At 69.2% G+C, this 15,832-nt stretch carries 13 protein-coding genes; 11 read left to right on the plus strand and 2 right to left on the minus strand.

The genetic code is table 11. From position 1 onward, the window contains the following. Window positions 1-231: 231 nt before the first annotated feature. The 4 genes from NCG93_RS14540 (at window position 232) to NCG93_RS14555 (ending at window position 3,757) form a co-directional block, all read left to right on the plus strand. The gene (locus NCG93_RS14540) at window positions 232-1,008 is read left to right on the plus strand and encodes a 3-oxoacid CoA-transferase subunit A (protein WP_194412486.1); all 777 of its coding nucleotides are present in this window, start codon (window positions 232-234) and stop codon (window positions 1,006-1,008) included. Continuing rightward, window positions 1,005-1,664: a 3-oxoacid CoA-transferase subunit B gene (locus NCG93_RS14545; protein WP_194412487.1), complete on the plus strand. Its 660-nt coding sequence runs from the start codon at window positions 1,005-1,007 to the stop codon at window positions 1,662-1,664. The genes NCG93_RS14540 and NCG93_RS14545 overlap by 4 nt, the downstream gene beginning before the upstream one ends. 1 nt (window position 1,665) lies before the next feature. Then, window positions 1,666-2,841, plus strand: a complete 1,176-nt coding sequence (locus NCG93_RS14550; protein ID WP_194412488.1) for a thiolase family protein — start codon at window positions 1,666-1,668, stop codon at window positions 2,839-2,841. A gap of 139 nt (window positions 2,842-2,980) precedes the next feature. Then, window positions 2,981-3,757: an IclR family transcriptional regulator domain-containing protein gene (locus NCG93_RS14555; protein WP_372496003.1), complete on the plus strand. Its 777-nt coding sequence runs from the start codon at window positions 2,981-2,983 to the stop codon at window positions 3,755-3,757. 140 nt (window positions 3,758-3,897) lie between these two features. Here the strand turns inward: NCG93_RS14555 and purU are convergent, their stop codons facing one another. Further along, on the minus strand, window positions 3,898-4,773 hold the full coding sequence (gene purU / locus NCG93_RS14560) for a formyltetrahydrofolate deformylase (protein ID WP_194412490.1): 876 nt from the start codon (window positions 4,771-4,773) through the stop codon (window positions 3,898-3,900). 246 nt (window positions 4,774-5,019) lie between these two features. On the opposite strand from purU, the gene NCG93_RS14565 reads away from it, so the two are divergent. From NCG93_RS14565 to NCG93_RS14575, 3 genes are all read left to right on the plus strand, one after another. Next, on the plus strand, window positions 5,020-6,759 hold the full coding sequence (locus tag NCG93_RS14565; protein WP_194412491.1) for a WXG100 family type VII secretion target: 1,740 nt from the start codon (window positions 5,020-5,022) through the stop codon (window positions 6,757-6,759). 183 nt (window positions 6,760-6,942) lie between these two features. Then, the gene (locus tag NCG93_RS14570; RefSeq protein ID WP_194412492.1) at window positions 6,943-8,247 is read left to right on the plus strand and encodes a C-glycoside deglycosidase beta subunit domain-containing protein; all 1,305 of its coding nucleotides are present in this window, start codon (window positions 6,943-6,945) and stop codon (window positions 8,245-8,247) included. Window positions 8,248-8,259: 12 nt separating this feature from the next. Beyond that, the gene (locus tag NCG93_RS14575) at window positions 8,260-9,735 is read left to right on the plus strand and encodes a C-glycoside deglycosidase beta subunit domain-containing protein (protein ID WP_194412493.1); all 1,476 of its coding nucleotides are present in this window, start codon (window positions 8,260-8,262) and stop codon (window positions 9,733-9,735) included. Between the two features lie 10 nt (window positions 9,736-9,745). On the opposite strand, the gene NCG93_RS14580 is transcribed toward NCG93_RS14575, so the two are convergent. Continuing rightward, window positions 9,746-10,684 carry a LysR family transcriptional regulator gene (locus NCG93_RS14580; RefSeq protein WP_252787565.1) on the minus strand — a complete coding sequence of 313 codons (939 nt, stop codon included), beginning with the start codon at window positions 10,682-10,684 and terminating at the stop codon, window positions 9,746-9,748. Between the two features lie 223 nt (window positions 10,685-10,907). Here NCG93_RS14580 and NCG93_RS14585 point away from each other — a divergent pair, with 223 nt between their 5' ends. The 4 genes from NCG93_RS14585 to NCG93_RS14600 all read left to right on the plus strand — a co-directional run bounded on the left by NCG93_RS14585 (window position 10,908) and on the right by NCG93_RS14600 (window position 15,754). Further along, window positions 10,908-12,407, plus strand: a complete 1,500-nt coding sequence (locus NCG93_RS14585; RefSeq protein WP_194412494.1) for a GMC oxidoreductase — start codon at window positions 10,908-10,910, stop codon at window positions 12,405-12,407. A 181-nt stretch (window positions 12,408-12,588) separates the two neighbouring features. Continuing rightward, a complete protein-coding gene (locus NCG93_RS14590) occupies window positions 12,589-13,881 on the plus strand; it encodes an ABC transporter substrate-binding protein (protein WP_194412495.1) in 1,293 nt (430 codons plus the stop codon). A gap of 75 nt (window positions 13,882-13,956) precedes the next feature. Beyond that, a complete protein-coding gene (locus NCG93_RS14595; RefSeq protein WP_194412496.1) occupies window positions 13,957-14,916 on the plus strand; it encodes a carbohydrate ABC transporter permease in 960 nt (319 codons plus the stop codon). A gap of 1 nt (window position 14,917) precedes the next feature. Beyond that, window positions 14,918-15,754, plus strand: a complete 837-nt coding sequence (locus NCG93_RS14600) for a carbohydrate ABC transporter permease (RefSeq protein ID WP_194412497.1) — start codon at window positions 14,918-14,920, stop codon at window positions 15,752-15,754. Window positions 15,755-15,832: the final 78 nt, after the last annotated feature.

Below are 15,832 nucleotides of genomic sequence, written 5' to 3' on the forward strand. Positions count from 1 at the left end.
AGGCCGCACCCGATCCGGGTGCGGCCTCGCGCACGCCCGGCCCACGGTGTGGCCGGTCCGGCGTCGCGACGCGCGGCGTGTCCGGGGGTCGCGACGCGCGCTTACGTCCGACGGGCTTCCACGTTTCGTGACACCCGGACGGATGCCGCCGCCGTGCCCGCGGTGTAGCATGGCCGTAGAACGCACAGGTGTTCGCAGAGCGAACAGAGGCCATGCCAACCAGGAGGTCGCATGATCGACAAGACCGTGGGCTCGGTCGCGGACGCCGTGGCCGGCATCCGCGACGGAGCGACCGTCATGATCGGCGGCTTCGGGCGTGCCGGGCAGCCGGTCGAGCTGATCGACGCCCTCATCGCGCACGGCGCCAAGGATCTCACCGTCGTGAACAACAACGCCGGCAACGGCGATCTCGGCCTGGCCGCGCTCCTGGCCAAGAAGCGGGTGCGCAAGATCCTCTGCTCGTTCCCGCGCCAGCACGACTCGTGGGTTTTCGACGGTCTCTATCGTGCCGGCGAGATCGAGCTCGAGCTCGTGCCGCAGGGCAACCTCGCCGAGCGGATCCGCGCCGCGGGGGCGGGCATCGGTGCGTTCTTCTCGCCGACGGGTGTGGGCACCGAATTGGCCGAGGGTAAGGAGCTCCGCGAGATCGACGGGCGCACGTACGCGCTCGAGTACCCCATCCGGGCGGATGTCGCCCTCGTGAGCGCCTACCGCGGCGACCGCTGGGGCAACCTCGTCTACCGTGAGACCGCGCGCAACTTCGGCCCCATCATGGCGGCCGCCGCGACGACCACGATCGTGCAGGTCGACGAGATCGTGCCTCTCGGATCGCTCGATCCCGAGTCGATCGTGACGCCCGGCATCTTCGTCGACCGCGTCGTCGCCGTCGGCGAGCGGGACTGGCTGCGCGACGGCGCATTCGTCGGGGGAGTGGACATTGAAGGTCGTCCGCTCGTGAGCGCTTCGACAGGCTCAGCGACCGGGCCACGGACGAAGGCGGACCAGTGAGCACACTCATCAGCCGCGAGCAGCTCGCGGCGCGCATCGCGCAGGACATCCCGGAGGGCTCGTACGTCAACCTCGGCATCGGGGCACCGACTCTGGTGGCGAACTTCCTGCCGGAGACGCTCGAGATCATCCTGCACACGGAGAACGGGCTGCTCGGCATGGGACCGGCCCCCGAGCCGGACCGCATCGATCCCGACCTCATCAACGCCGGCAAGCAGCCGGTCACCGCGCTGCCGGGCGCGGCGTACTTCCACCATGCCGACTCGTTCGCCATGATGCGCGGCGGGCATCTCGACGTCTGCGTGCTCGGCGCGTTCCAGGTCTCCGAGCGCGGTGACCTGGCGAACTGGTCCACCGGTGCGCCCGGCGCGATCCCCGCCGTCGGCGGCGCCATGGACCTCGCGATCGGCGCGAAGAACGTCTACGTCATGACCGATCTGCTCACCAAGACCGGCGAGTCCAAGCTGGTCGCGGCGTGCACGTACCCGCTCACCGGTGTCGCGTGCGTGACCCGCGTCTACACCGACCACGCGATCTTCGATGTCACACCCGAGGGCTTCGCCGTCCGCGAGGCGTTCGGCGACAACACCGTCGCCTCGCTCGCCGAACTCACGGGGTTGGAGCTTCGAGAAGCGGCCCCCGTCGAAGGGAACTGACATGTCGTCCACCTACATCTATGACGCCGTGCGCACGCCGTTCGGACGCGCCGGCGGTGCGCTGTCGGGCGTCCGTCCCGATGATCTCGCCGCCGTCGTCATGAAGGCGACGATCGAGCGCACCGGCCTCGACCCCGCGCGGATCGACGATGTGATCTTCGGCGACGCCAACCAGGCGGGCGAAGACAACCGCAACGTCGCGCGCATGGCCGCGCTTCTCGCCGGATTCCCGACGTCGGTGACCGGCGTCACGGTCAACCGGCTGTGCGCGTCGTCGGTCGAGGCGGTCATCCAGGGATCCCGCGCGATCGAGGCGGGCGACGCGGACATCGTGCTGGCGGGAGGCGTGGAGTCCATGAGCCGCGCGCCGTTCGTCGTCGAGAAGTCGGCGCGCCCGTGGCCGAGCGTGGGCAACCAGACGCTGTGGAACACGTCCATCGGCTGGCGCATGACGAATCCGAAGCTGCCGAAGCACTGGACGATCTCGAATGGCGAGTCGGCCGAGAAGATCGCGCGCGAACAGGGCATCTCGCGCCACGAGCAGGACGAGTTCGCCGTGCGCTCGCACCGCCTCGCCGCCGCGGCCTGGGCCGCCGGTGTCTACGACGGCGAGATCGTGCAGGTGCCGGGCGCAGAGCTTGCGCGCGACGAGGGCATCCGCGATGACACTTCGGTGGAGAAGCTCGCCGGGCTCAAGGCGCTGTTCGCCGCCGACGGCGACGGCTCGGTGACCGCGGGCAACTCGTCGCCGATCAACGATGGCGCCTCGGCGGTGCTGCTGGGCCGTGAGGGCGCGCTGTCCGCGGAGCCGCTCGCGCGCATCACCGCCCGCGCCGCGCACGGCGTCGATCCCGACGTGTTCCCCCTGGCACCGATCGAGGCGGCCAACAAGGCGCTCGCGAGGGCCGGCCGCACGTGGGCCGACGTCGACCTCGTCGAGCTGAACGAGGCGTTCGCGTCGCAGTCGCTCGCCGACATCCGCGGCTGGGGCGATCTCGACCCCGAACGCGTCAACATCCACGGCGGTGCGCTCGCCATCGGCCACCCCCTGGGCGCGTCGGGCGGGCGCATCATCGGCCACGCCGCGCACGAGCTTCGCCGCCGCGGGGGAGGCGTCGCCGTGGCCGCGATCTGCATCGGCGTCGGCCAGGGCCTCGCCGTCGTGCTCGAGCGGTGACTCGGAGGGATGGTGGCACGAGCGCTGCAGTTTCCTGCGAGCGCCGCGTCGTTCGGCGCAGCGCTCGCACGAAACTGCAGCCCTCGCGTCGCCGTCGCCCGAGGCGCGGCGGGGTGACGGATAGGGTGAGCCGGTGACCGTGACCAGCGACCCCGTCTCGGGCCGCGACACGGTGCAGTCCCTCGCCCGTGGTCTCGCCGTGATCCGCGCGTTCGATGCCGACCACCCGCAGCTCACGCTCAGCGAGGTCGCGCGACGCGCGGACATCACGCGGGCGGCGGCCGGGCGATTCCTCCGCACGCTGGAGGAACTGGGCTACGTGCGCGGCCACGACAGGCTCTTCGCGCTCACCCCGCGGGTGCTCGAGCTGGGCTTCAGCTACCTGTCGGCGCTGTCGATCCCCGAGATCGTGCAGCCCCATCTCGAGCGGCTGTCCCGCGAGGTGGACGAGAGCGTCTCGTCCGCAGTGCTCGACGGCGACGAGATCGTCTACATCGCCCGCGTGCCCACGCGCCGCATCATGAGCGTGCGCATCACGATCGGCACCAGGTTCCCCGCCTTCGCGACGTCGATGGGACGCGTCCTGCTGGCCGGGATGCCGGCTGCCGCGCGCGACGCGATGCTCGAGGCATCCGCTCTCCCCGCCCTCACCGACCGCACGCTCACCGACCCCACGGAGCTGCGGGCCGAGCTCGCGCGCGTGCGCGAACAGGGGTGGTCGCTGGTGGACGGCGAACTCGAGCCGGGGCTGCGCTCGGTGGCCGTGCCCCTGCACGGCCGGCGCGGCGAGGTGGTCGCCGCCGTCAACGTCTCGACCAGTGCGACGCGCGACAGCGTCGACCACGTCGTCGAGCGCTACCTGCCGCCGCTGCGTGCCGCGGCCGCCGCGATCGACGCCGAGCTGCGGCTGGTCTGACGCGAGGCGCGGTCGCCTGCCGTCGAGGATTCAGGAAAGTCCGCGTCGGCGAGGGCCCGCACGTCCGAAGCGACGGCGTGTTTCCTGAATCCTCGACGTCGCCGAGCGAGGCTGGCAACGGCCGCCCGCGGCATCCGTCCTCAGAAGACGATCGTGTGATTGCCGTGGCGGATCACGCGGTCCTCGGCATGCCACAGCACCGCGCGGGAGAGCACCTGCCGCTCCACATCGGCGCCGCGGCGGGCGAGCTCGGCGGCCGAGTCGGCGTGGGTCACGCGGACGGTGTCCTGCTCGATGATGGGGCCCTCGTCGAGGTCGTCGGTGACGTAGTGCGAAGTCGCGCCGATGAGCTTGACGCCGCGCTCCTTGGCCTTCTTGTACGGCTCCGCGCCGATGAAGGCGGGCAGGAACGAGTGGTGGATGTTGATCACCGGCACGCCGAGCTGCTGGAGGAAGTCGCCGGACAGGATCTGCATGTACCGCGCCAGCACCACGACGTCGACGTTGCCGCGGAGCAGCTCCAGGATCTTCGCCTCGGACGCCGACTTGTCGGGGCCGGGCACACCCGGCACATGGAAGAAGGGGACGCCGAACGAGCGCACGTCCTCGGCCGACGTCGTGTGGTTCGAGATGACCATGGGAATCGTCACCGGAAGATCGCCGCGGCGGTGACGCCACAGCAGGTCGAGCAGGCAGTGGTCCTGCTTCGACGCGAGGATGGCCATGCGCTTGGGCACCGATTGGTCGGTCAGCGACCACTCCAGCTCGAATCCGGCGAGGGTCTGTGCGATCTCGGTCTCGATCACCGGCCGCTCCGCGGCGAAGCCGGGCCGGTGGAAGACGACGCGCTGGAAGTACGCGCCCCCGATGGGGTCGTCGGAGTACTGGTCGAACGCGACGATGTTGCCGCCGATGCGCGTGATCATCGCCGACACGGCGGCGACGATTCCGGGCTGGTCGCTGCCGTGGACGATGAGGCAGGCGTGGTCGGGCTTCAGATTCGGCGAGGCGGGCACCGTTCGATTCTGCCGTGTCGCGGCGCGACGCGAAGAGTCCGGCCGGAGATGACGCCCCGTGATGGCCCCGCGGCGGGCGGCGTATTGCGCGACGGCTCCGGCTTCTGGCTCGGTGAGGGATGGCGAACGGATGCCGGGGAACCGGCGCCTGCGGCCGCGTCGATGGGCAATTCGCCCCATGGGACCGCCGAGACACCCGCTGCTACGCTCCCGAGTGCACGCTCACGTGCCGACCCGGGGGAGAGCATGGCGTACTACGGCGCTGACATCGGCGAGCTGCGCGAGTTCGCCCGACAGCTCTCGGCCGGATCGGACTCGCTCGAGAACGCACGGCGAGCGCTGCAGTCTTCGGTCACGAGCGCGCCATGGCGCGGGCCCGACGGCGAAGAGCTGCGCAGCCGCTGGTCGAGCGAGCTGGCGCCGGCGCTGGTGGAGGTGGCCGGCAGCCTGCGCACCGCGGCCCAGCGGATCCGCGCGAACGCCGACGACCAGGAGCGCACCAGCACCGACAGCGGCGGCCCGCACGGCGGCGGCTCGCAGGGTGGCGGCTCGCACGGCGGCGGCGGCTCCCAGGGTGGCGGTTCGCACAGCGGTGGCTCGGGCGCCGGGAGCTCGGGCGCCGGCGGCTCGGACGCCGGCGGCGACGATGCCCAGGGTGGCCCGAAGGTCACGATCAAGGGCGGCAGCGAGTCCGGCTCCGACAACGGCCTGCCCGGCAGCCCGGCGACGGAGGGCAGCGGCTCGAAGATCGGCGGCGGGGTCACGTACGATCCCGAGACGGGTGAAACGACCTCCTCGGGCTCCGGCTCGCTCCAGGACTGGATGAAGACCACCGACGGCTCGAAGATCTCGTTCGGCGTCAAGGGCGGCGCCGAGTACACGACGGGCGAGAAGTCTGGCGACGGCTTCACCACGTACACGTCGAAGTCGGACGTCTCCATCGGCGTCGAGGGCGGCATCTCGAAGAATGGCACCGGCGTCAGCGGGGGCTACAGCACCGGTCTCACCTCGGAGTACCAGGTGAAGATTCCCGACAGCGCGGGCGACGTGGATCCCGGTTCGATCAACCCGTTCGACCCGCGCAGCATGCCGGTCGGCTCGTCGGTGACCATGAACGGCGGCGACTACACGAAGACCGACCTGAACGCGGCGTACCACCACATCGCGATCGAGTCGTCGGTCAAGGATGCGAGCGGCGTGAGCAGCGTCATCGAGCGCGTCGACGACAGCACGGTGCGCGTCACCGCGGGCCCGACCGAGGCCCTGACGAACAGTGCGGGTCTCGGCGTCGACTTCGACGCGATCAAGGCCATGCTGAGCGGATCGACGACGATGGGCGGCCAGTCGCTGCGCACCGCCGACTTCGACCTGTCCACCACCGAGGGACAGGCGGCGTACGACCGCTACCTCGTCACGGGCGAGCTGCCGAGCGACCCGTCGGCGGGCGTCTCGGGCACCACCCGCATCGAGCGACTCGACTACGACTCGACCGCGAAGGCCGGGTTCGACACGCCCGTCGGCGGTGCCGAGGTGCAGCTGGGGCAGAACACCGGCTCGAAGGTCATGACGACCTACCCCGACGGCACCTCCGAGCAGCTCACCACGGCGAACTACGGCGAGACCGGCGACTTCCGCATGCAGCAGACCTACGACTCCTCGGGCGCCGAAGACATGTCGGCCCGCACGTACACATACGAGGTCACGGCGAACGACCTGACCGCGCAGTACCTCAACAGCGGCGACTGGTTCCCGCAGAGCGCGGTCCCGGGTCAGGTCTCGGCCGGAGACACCGTCGCGCTGACGTTCACCGAGGCCCAGATGGACCGCCTCGCGCAATACGCGGCGGGAGCCGACCCCCTGGGCGACGCGTACGGCCTCAGCGGTGAGAAGGTCAGCGCCTTCGAGCTGGCGGCGATCCTCGCGCGCACCTCGAGCGACGAGCAGCGGCTCATCGAGAACATCTCGCAGATCTACCAGTCGCGCTGAGGCGGGCGATGACGGATGCCGCGGCCCGCGGCATCCGTTCGCTTCTCTGTCCGCAGTGACCGCCGCGTTCATCTATGCGCATATCAGGCATTCTTATGCTCGAAATCGTCATAACTTCGATACTCTGGTCGAACCGCAACCACGTGCGCCACCGCCGGCGCACAGACCAGAGAGCGAGCGTCGATGCTTCTCGAGCGTGACCTGATCCAGTCCACGGGCTTCCGCAACGTGCGCGAAGGCGGCGTGATCACCGGCTTCCAGCTGCGCGTGCGGATCCCGAACTACCGCGGGCTGTACGCCTCGCTGATCGACGGCATCTCGGTGCGCGTAGGCGACCTCGTCGATGTCGGGCCCGACGTGCCGCTGTGGAGTTTCGGCGGCCAGACCTACACGCTCGCGCAGCTCTGGGACTCCGACGACGTGCGCTGGCCGCTCGAGGAGGCCGCCGTCGTGACGGTCCCCTTCCCGGGAGGGCTTCGCGACGGCACGCACGAGGTGTCTGTCGAGATCCTCCTCCGTGCTTCGTACATCCCGATCGAGCACCAGCCGACCCGCACGCAGGCGACGCGCTGGGTCACACTCACGTCCGAGAACGATGGCGGGCCCTTCCAGTACGGCGTGAGCCTCTACAGCTACACCGGCGACTTCAGCACGGTTCTCGACCTCGAGACGTCGATGGCCGCCATCGCCGACCTCGGCGCCACCGGCATCGAGATCCTCGGCGAGGGGCACGTCGCAGGCTACCCGAACCCGTCCACGACGTGGATCGATGAGTGGTTCCGCCTGCTCGACGTGTACGGGCTCGAGCCGACGAACCTGGGCTCGTGGATCGACACGCGTCTGCACTCGAGCGGACCGAACGCCCGGGACATGACAGCCCAGGAGGGTGCCGCTGCGCTGCAACGCGACATCCGCCTCGCCAAGCAGCTCGGGTTCCGGTTCGTGCGCCCGAAGATCGGTGTCGTGTCGAGCGACCTCGTGCCGCACCCGATCTGGACCGAGTCGGTCGAGCGGAGCCTCGACCTCGCCGCGGAACTCGATGTGGTGATTGCACCCGAGATCCACTCGCCCACGCCGATCAAGCACCCCGTCGTCGACGACTACATCGCGCTGATCCAGCGCACGGGCACGAAGCACTTCGGACTGCTGATCGACACCGGCATCTTCCAGGACAGGCCCATCCCGCTGCGCCCGGGCGAGACGCGCGAGACGCGCCCCGCCTTCCTCGACGGGATCGGCGTGGATCCGGCTGACCTGAAGGACATCGGCGAGTACGTCGTGTTCGTGCAGGCGAAGTTCCACGACATCGACGAGAACCGCGTCGACCAGCAGATCCCGTGGCGTCCGGTGCTGCAGGGGCTGAAGGATGCCGGCTACACCGGGTACCTGTCGAGCGAGTACGAGGGTGAGCGAGAGCCGTGGCGCTCGCTCGAGCAGGTGCGCCGGCAGCACTCGATCATGCGCGAGATCGCGTCGGACCTGGACTGAGAGGAAAGTCGGATGCCGAACGGACTGATCACCGAAAACTCGCTGCGCGTGCACCCCGACGGGTTCGCGCTCGCACTGACACTGCCCTGGTACCGCAGTCTGTGGCTCTCGTCGGTGTCGACGATCCGCGTCGCGATCGACGGCGTCGACGTGCCCGAGGCCGACCTGACACTGGACTTCGGCGGCACGCGCTACGCGATCGCCGACCTGCCGCAGCAGAGCGACGTGCTCTGGTACCTCCAGGAGCACCCGCTCCTGGTCGTGCGCCGCGACGTGCCGATCGCACTCGGCGAGACGCACGACGTTCTCGTGCACGGCGAACTGCGCCTGCCCTACATGCAGATCGCGCCCGGCCAGGACGGCGGACCGGGGATGTACGTGCCCAACGTCGTGCACCAGGAGCTGGCACTGACGGTGACGGAGGGTGCGGCATCCCCTCCCGCCCTCGTTTCGGAGGTGCCGCCCGCGCCGCCCGCGACCGCCGCCGATCCCTTCCAGCTGGGTCTCACGCTGTACTCGGCGAGCGCCGAGTTCCGTGCCGGCTGGTACGACTTCGACGGTCTTCTGGATCGCGTGGCCGAGCTCGGGATCGGTCCCGGCATCGAGATCGTCGCCTCCCAGATGGTGCCGACCTACCCGGTCGTGTCGGACGATTTCGTGCGCGCCTGGCGTGCGGCCTTCGACCGGCATGGATTCGTCCCGAGCTCGTTCGGCGCGAACCTCGACATGGGGAAGCGCCGCGACCGCGACATGACGCCGGACGAGGAGTTCGAATTCAGCGAGCTGATGTTCCAGGGCGCCAAGAAGCTCGGGTTCCCGCTCGTGCGCATCCAGTCGGCCAAGCCCGCGCTGCTGCGCCGGCTGCTGCCGGTGGCCGAGCGCCTGGACCTCGAGCTCGCCTACGAGATCCACGCGCCGATGGGGCCGAACGCGGAGCCGATCCTCCGCGTGCGTGAGACGTACGCCGAGCTCGACTCGCCGCTGCTCGGGTTCGTCACCGACTTCTCCTCGACGATGCACGCGATGTCGCCGACGCTGCTGCGCGCGGTCCAGCGCGCGGGACTGGACGACGACGCGCTCACCGAGCTGCAGCGCATCTGGGCGACCGACGCGACGATGCAGGAGCGGCAGCAGGAGTTCATCGGGTATCTGCGCCGTCGCGACTTCGACCCCGGCCGCCTCGGCTCATTCGCCCACCTCGCCTTCAACATGCACGGCCATGTCGACCCGCGAGAGTGGGCCGACATCATGCCGCAGATCCTGCACGTGCACGCGAAGTTCTACGACATCGACGACGACGGTGAAGAGCCCGCGATCGACTACCCGGAACATGTCCGCGTGTTCGTCGAGGGCGGGTACCGCGGCTACTGGTCGAGCGAATGGGAGGGCCACGCCTTCGCCGAGCTGGGTGAGGTCGACCCGCTGCTGCTCGTGCGCACGCAGCACGACCTGATCCGCTCCGCCATGCGCTCGCTGCAGACCGCGTGATCCCAGGGACTCAGACGACGTGCGCGTCGGCCTCGACGATGCGTCCGGCCTCGACGAATAGTGCGCGCATCCAGGCGTGCTCCGGGTCGCGGCCGTGCACGGGATGCCACCACAGCGCGTTCGTGAGGGGCGTCGCGTCGAAGGGCAGGCCGACGACGCGGAGGCCGCCGATCCGCTGGACGATCGGAGCGAGCGCGGCCTGCACGAGGCCGATGCGGCTGGTGCCGGCCACGAACAGCGGCAGCGACATGAAGCTCTCGACCACGACTTCCACGCGGGGCTCGACACCCACCTGCTGCACCTGTCGCTCGGCCGACGTGAACGCCGAGCGTGATTGATAGTGCATGGCCCAGGGCAGCGTGGAGATGTTCTCCATGGTGAGCGCGTCGCCGACCGCCGCGTTCTCCTCAGCGACGATCCCCACCCAGCGGTCGTGCCACAGATCTGCGAAGGGCAGCTCGGTGAGGATGCCGTGCGGGATCACCATGGCGTCCGCCGCACGCAGCCGATTCGCGGCGTCTTCGACGATGAGGGGATTGTGCAGCGCGAATCTGAAGCGCACGCCGGGGGCGCGTTCGGCGGCGAGTTCCGAGACCACCCGGCCGATCGTGGTGAAGCCGTAGTCCGACCCGTAGATCAGGAACTCGCGGGCCGACTCCGAGGGCTCCCACGTGGCCTGGCTCTCGAACACGCGGCGTGCGGCGTCGAGGGCGGTGGTGGTGTGCTCCGCCAGCCGCAGCGCGAACGGCGTGAGCTCATAGGTGTTGCCGCGCCGCGCGAGGATCGGGTCGTTGAAGTGCGTGCGCAGTCGCGCGAGCGACGCCGAGAGGGCGGGCTGGCTCAGATGCAGCCGCTCAGCCGCTCGCGTGACGCTGCGCTCGGTGAGCAGCGCGTCGAGGGAGACGAGCAGATTCAGATCGAGCCGCGAGAGCAGCGCGTGGTCGGTCACGGCGGTGTGATCCTTCGGGTGAGGGTCGGTGGTGCGATTCTATCGAGGCAGTCGATGCCCGCGCGAGAGCGCATAGGTGTCATCGATGGCATGGCGGTGGCGCGAGGGCAAGGACGGGCGACGCATCATCGGTGATAATCGCCTGAATCAGCCGAACTAATGCATGAATAGAACATAAGGTCTGGAATGATGGGGGCAGCAGTATGAGCAAAGGCGGTCATCCATGTCCACATCCACGTCCACCGATCTCCTCATCGTGGGGAGCGGCCCGGTCGGGTCGGCGTTCGCGCGCCTGATCTCGGAGCAGCGGCCAGGCACGGCCATCACGATGATCGAGCTGGGCCCGCAGGTCTCCGCGCCTCCCGGTGCGAACGTGCGCAACCTGCCCGTCGACGAACGCGACGCCGCACGCGCGCGCTCCCAGGGTCCCCAGGGTGCGCCCAGCGGCGACTCGGCCCGCGGGCTGCGGGTCGAGGGGACCGTCATCTCGCCGGGCGGAACGTACCTCGCCTCGCCGGGCCACCAGCCGGGCATGCCCGCGGCGGCCCTGTCCAGCTGTGTCGGGGGCATGGGTGTGCACTGGACCTGCGCCACCCCGCGACCCAACGACGACGAGAGAATCGACTTCATCCCGTCGGCCGAGCTGGATGCGGCGCTCGACGACGCGGAGCGGCTCATGCGGGTGACGACCCTCCCTGAGAATCCCTACGGCTCCGCCATCAAGACGCTGCTGCGCGAGCACTTCGGCGACACGCTGCCGGAGGGCCGTCGGCCGGATGGCCTCCCGATGTCGGCCCTCCCGCAGCCGGACGGGTCCGTCCGCTGGGGTGGCGCCGACACGATCCTGGGGGACGCGCCGGTCGACCTGCGGGTGGAGACCATCGCCCGCAGGCTGATCCTCGACGGCGATCGCGTCACCGGCGTGGAGGTGGAGCACCTGCCGAGCGGGGAGGTCGCCACCATCCTGGCCAAGGTCGTGGTCGTCGCCGCGAACGCCTTCCAGACTCCGCAACTGCTCTGGGCCTCCGGCATCCGTCCCGACGCCCTCGGCCGCTATCTCACCGAGCATGTGCTGGTCTACAGCGTCGTCGCGCTGAGCGACGAGGTCGTCGCCCGCGCCGGCATCGACACGCCGGTGAGGGAACTGGTGAAGGATCCGACGGCCTCGACCTTCGGCATCCCCTACACCGCCGGAGTGCACCCGTACCGCACTCAGGTGATGCACATGGCGGATGCCCCGTTCCCCGTCGATGAGGCGGCCGTGAAGGTGGGATCGGCGCGGTTCGTCGCGATGGGCAACGGCGTCCGCAAGTTCCCGCGCGCCGAGGACCGTGTCGTGTTCTCCGACACTGAGGTCGATGGGTGGGGGATGCCGCAGCTGTCGATCGAGTACGAGGTGACCGAGCGCGAGCTGTCCGAGGTCGAGGCGGCGATGGCTGATCTGCGAGCGGTCGCCGCGAGCATCGGAGCGTTCGTGCCGGGCGGTGAGCCGCGGCTCATGCCCGCCGGGACGTCCCTGCACTACAAGGGCACGGTGCGGATGGGCGACGACGGGGGCGAGGCGTCCGTCGTCGACGAGCACTCCCGCGTGTGGGGATTCGAGAACCTGTTCCTCGGTGGCAACGGACTCATTCCGACGGCGACCGTGACCAACCCGACCCTGACGAGCGTGGCGCTCGCTGTGCGCGCCGCGCCCGTCGTCGTCGAGCAGCTGAACGCCTGATCCCCGCGGTCGGATGAGGGTCGGAGCGCGAGGCGTTCCGGCCCTCTCCCGTTGGTGCGGGAGTGCTTATGTCGGGTATCGAAACAACTTATGTGCAAATCAGGCACATGGCGGTCATACTGAAACCACAGCGGGCGCCTCGATGAACGAGTCGCCGACAACGAAGTCAGAAAGGCTGGACATGACACAGCACCGTCACTCCGCTCTGCGCCGAGGAGCGATCATCGCGATCCCCGTCGTCGGAGCGCTGCTCCTCGCCGGCTGCTCCGGCTCCGGCGGCGATGCCGGAGATTCGGGTGAGGCGGAGTTCTCGTTCACCTTCGCCACCTCGAACAACCTCGAGAGCCCGTACGAGACGCTCGCCAAGGCGTACATGGACGCCAACCCCGACGTGACCATCACGACGAACCCGACGCCGAACGACAAGTACGGCGAGACCATCCGCACGCAGTTCCAGGCGGGCAACGCTGCCGACGTCGTGCAGACGACGCCCGGCTCGGGCGACGCGCGCGGCATCATCCCGCTCGCCGAGGCGGGCTTCCTCGAGCCGCTCGGCGACACCGCGGAGTCGCTCGTTCCGGCCGGCAGCGAGTCGATCTTCGAGATCGACGGCGACACCTACGGGCAGCCGATGGACTTCACGATCGCCGGAGTCGTCGCCAGCATGGGCACGGCCGCCATGAACGGGATCGACGAGTGGCCCACGACGGAGGCCGACCTCTACGACGCCTGCTCCGCACTCTCCGCCGACGGAAAGTCGCTGCTCGCGCTCGCCGGCGCCGCCGGCCCGAACGCCGGTCTGACCGCACAGGGCATCGCCGCCACCCGCGTCTATGCCGAAGACCCCGACTGGAACGAGCAGCGCGCCGCGGGCGACACGACCTTCGCCGAGAGCGAGGGCTGGGCCGACACCCTGCAGACGATCATCGATCTGAAGGAGGGCGGCTGCTTCCAGCCCGGCGCCGAGGGCGGTGGCTTCGATGCCATCACCAACGGGCTCTCGCAGGGCACGTCCGTCGGCAGCTTCATCCCGTCCGGCTCCGCTGTCGAGATCGCGACCGCCGCACCGCCGGAGGCCGACTTCAAGGTGCAGCCCTTCCCGGCGGCTGACGGAGGCGACCCCTACATCATCGCGAGCTCCAACTACACGATCTCGATCAACGCCGCGTCCGAGAAGAAGGATGCCGCCGCCGACTTCGTCGAGTGGCTGGCGACGCCGGAGGCGCAGGAGATCTACTACGAGGCATCCGGTCTGCTGCCGATCTCGTCGTACCAGGATCTCGACCTCAGCGACACCATCTACTCGCCGGTGGTCGACCTCCTCGCCGACGGGTCGTACGCGCCGTTGCCGAACAACATCTGGCCGAACCCCGCTGTGTACGAAGCGCTGCAGGTTGGCGTGCAGGGCCTGCTGACCGGACAGAGCACCGTCGACCAGGTGCTGGAGAACATGGACGCAGCCTGGGGCGAGTGAGCTGGACGCGGCCGCCCGGGTCCACATTCCCGGGCGGCCGCGCACTCCGCCCGTGCCGCACGAACGCGAGGGAACATGACCGCCACACTGAACTCCGAGACCGAAGCGCTGATCGTCCCGAAACGCGATCGTCGAGGTCGGCGTCGCGATGCCGCGCCGCGCCGCCCTGGACTGCTGAAGTTCGGGTACTGGTGGTGGGCGCTCCCCGGGATCCTCCTGGTGCTCGCGATCCACTACGTCGCGACGACGATCGGCGGCTTCTTCGCCTTCACCGACTGGTCGGGCATCGGCGACTTCAGCTGGATCGGCCTCGACAACTTCATCGCGATCTTCAACGACCCGACCCAGATCGGCGCGGTCACCAACACGCTGTTCCTCGCCTTCGCGTCGGTGATCCTCAGCAACGTCGTCGGCCTCGCGCTCGCGCTGGGCCTCAACCGCGGACTCAAGACGAGGTACGCGCTGCGCGTCCTGTTCTTCATGCCCGTGGTCCTGAGCCCGCTGGCCGTGTCCTACGTGTGGAAGTTCATCTTCGACTACAACGGACCGATCAACGGCGTGCTGCGGGCGATGGGACTCGGAGAGTTCGCCAAGGCGTGGGTGGCCGATCCGACCTGGGCGATCTGGACGGTGCTGGTCGTCATCGTCTGGCAGAACATCGGATTCGCGATGGTGATCTACATGGCGGGCCTCGCCGCTGTTCCCATCGAGATCGAAGAGGCGGCGGCGATCGACGGAGCGAACCTCTGGCAGCGCTTCTGGAACGTGACGCTGCCGGCGATCCGCCCCGCCGTCGCGATCGCGACCACCCTCGGCCTCGTCAACGGACTGCGGGTCTTCGACCAGATCATGGCGCTCACCGGCGGCGGCCCCGCCGGCGTCACCGAGACGCTGGCGACGCAGGTCTACAAGGAGTCCTTCGCGCTCGGCAACTTCGGCTACGGCGCCGCGCTCGCGCTCGTGCTCACCCTCATCATCCTGGTGTTCGCCGTCATCCAGCAGCGTGTGACCACCGGTCGCCCCGAGGAGGCCTGACATGTTCCGCTACACCAAGTTCACCGCCCTGCGCGAGGTCGTCTTCTGGGTGCTCGCCATCCTCTTCCTCGCGCCGTTCTACTTCCTCGTCACCACGGCGCTGAAGTCCGACGAGGAGGTCCTCACCACCTCCAACCTCGCTCCTCCCTCGAGCGTCGACTTCAGCAACTTCACCGAGGTGCTCACCGCACAGGGCAACTCGAACGTGCTGCTGGGCCTCGTCAACAGCATCCTCATCACCGCGGGCAGCATCCTCGGCCTCGTGCTGCTGGGCGCGCTCACCGGCTACGTCATCGCCCGCAGCACGCGGCGCTGGAGTCGCGCGGTGTTCTACCTCTTCCTCATCGCCATCGTCCTGCCCACGCAGCTGGGCACCGTGCCTCTCTACATCGGCGCACGGGCGGTCGGGCTCACGGGCTCGGTCTGGGGGATGATCGTCCTCTTCACCGGGATGCTGCTGCCGCTGTCGATCTTCCTCTACGCGGGCTTCTTCCGAGGGCTGGGCACCGAGTACGAAGAGGCGGCGACCATCGACGGTGCCTCGCGGACGCAGATCTTCTTCCGCATCGTGCTGCCGCTGATGTCGCCCGCGACCGGAACCGTGGCGATCCTCGCCGGGCTGATCGTGTGGAACGACTTCTTCACCTCGCTGATCTTCCTCGGCGGGTCCGAGAACCAGACGCTCCCTGTCGCCATGTACTACTACATCGGCTCCCTGGTGTCGTCGTGGAACAAGATCTTCGCCATCGTCATCGTCTCGATGATCCCCATCCTCGCTTTCTACCTGTTCGCCCAGAAGCGCTTCATCCAGGGCTTCGCGGGCGGGCTCAAAGGCTGACCCGCACACCATTCGGACGGAGGATGCCGCGGACGCGGCCTCCGTCTCGACCGAACGATCTTCGACCCCAAGGAGCAC

This window comes from Microbacterium yannicii, assembly GCF_024055635.1.
GTDB lineage: Bacteria > Actinomycetota > Actinomycetes > Actinomycetales > Microbacteriaceae > Microbacterium > Microbacterium yannicii.

Bases quoted from the DNA above. Each gene is read 5' to 3' on its own strand.
- NCG93_RS14540 (WP_194412486.1), top strand. From the start codon at position 232: ATGATCGACAAGACCGTGGGCTCGGTCGCGGACGCCGTGGCCGGCATC.
- NCG93_RS14550 (WP_194412488.1), top strand. From the start codon at position 1,666: ATGTCGTCCACCTACATCTATGACGCCGTGCGCACGCCGTTCGGACGC.
- NCG93_RS14565 (WP_194412491.1), top strand. From the start codon at position 5,020: ATGGCGTACTACGGCGCTGACATCGGCGAGCTGCGCGAGTTCGCCCGA.
- NCG93_RS14570 (WP_194412492.1), top strand. From the start codon at position 6,943: ATGCTTCTCGAGCGTGACCTGATCCAGTCCACGGGCTTCCGCAACGTG.
- NCG93_RS14575 (WP_194412493.1), top strand. From the start codon at position 8,260: ATGCCGAACGGACTGATCACCGAAAACTCGCTGCGCGTGCACCCCGAC.
- NCG93_RS14585 (WP_194412494.1), top strand. From the start codon at position 10,908: ATGTCCACATCCACGTCCACCGATCTCCTCATCGTGGGGAGCGGCCCG.
- NCG93_RS14590 (WP_194412495.1), top strand. From the start codon at position 12,589: ATGACACAGCACCGTCACTCCGCTCTGCGCCGAGGAGCGATCATCGCG.
- NCG93_RS14595 (WP_194412496.1), top strand. From the start codon at position 13,957: ATGACCGCCACACTGAACTCCGAGACCGAAGCGCTGATCGTCCCGAAA.
- NCG93_RS14600 (WP_194412497.1), top strand. From the start codon at position 14,918: ATGTTCCGCTACACCAAGTTCACCGCCCTGCGCGAGGTCGTCTTCTGG.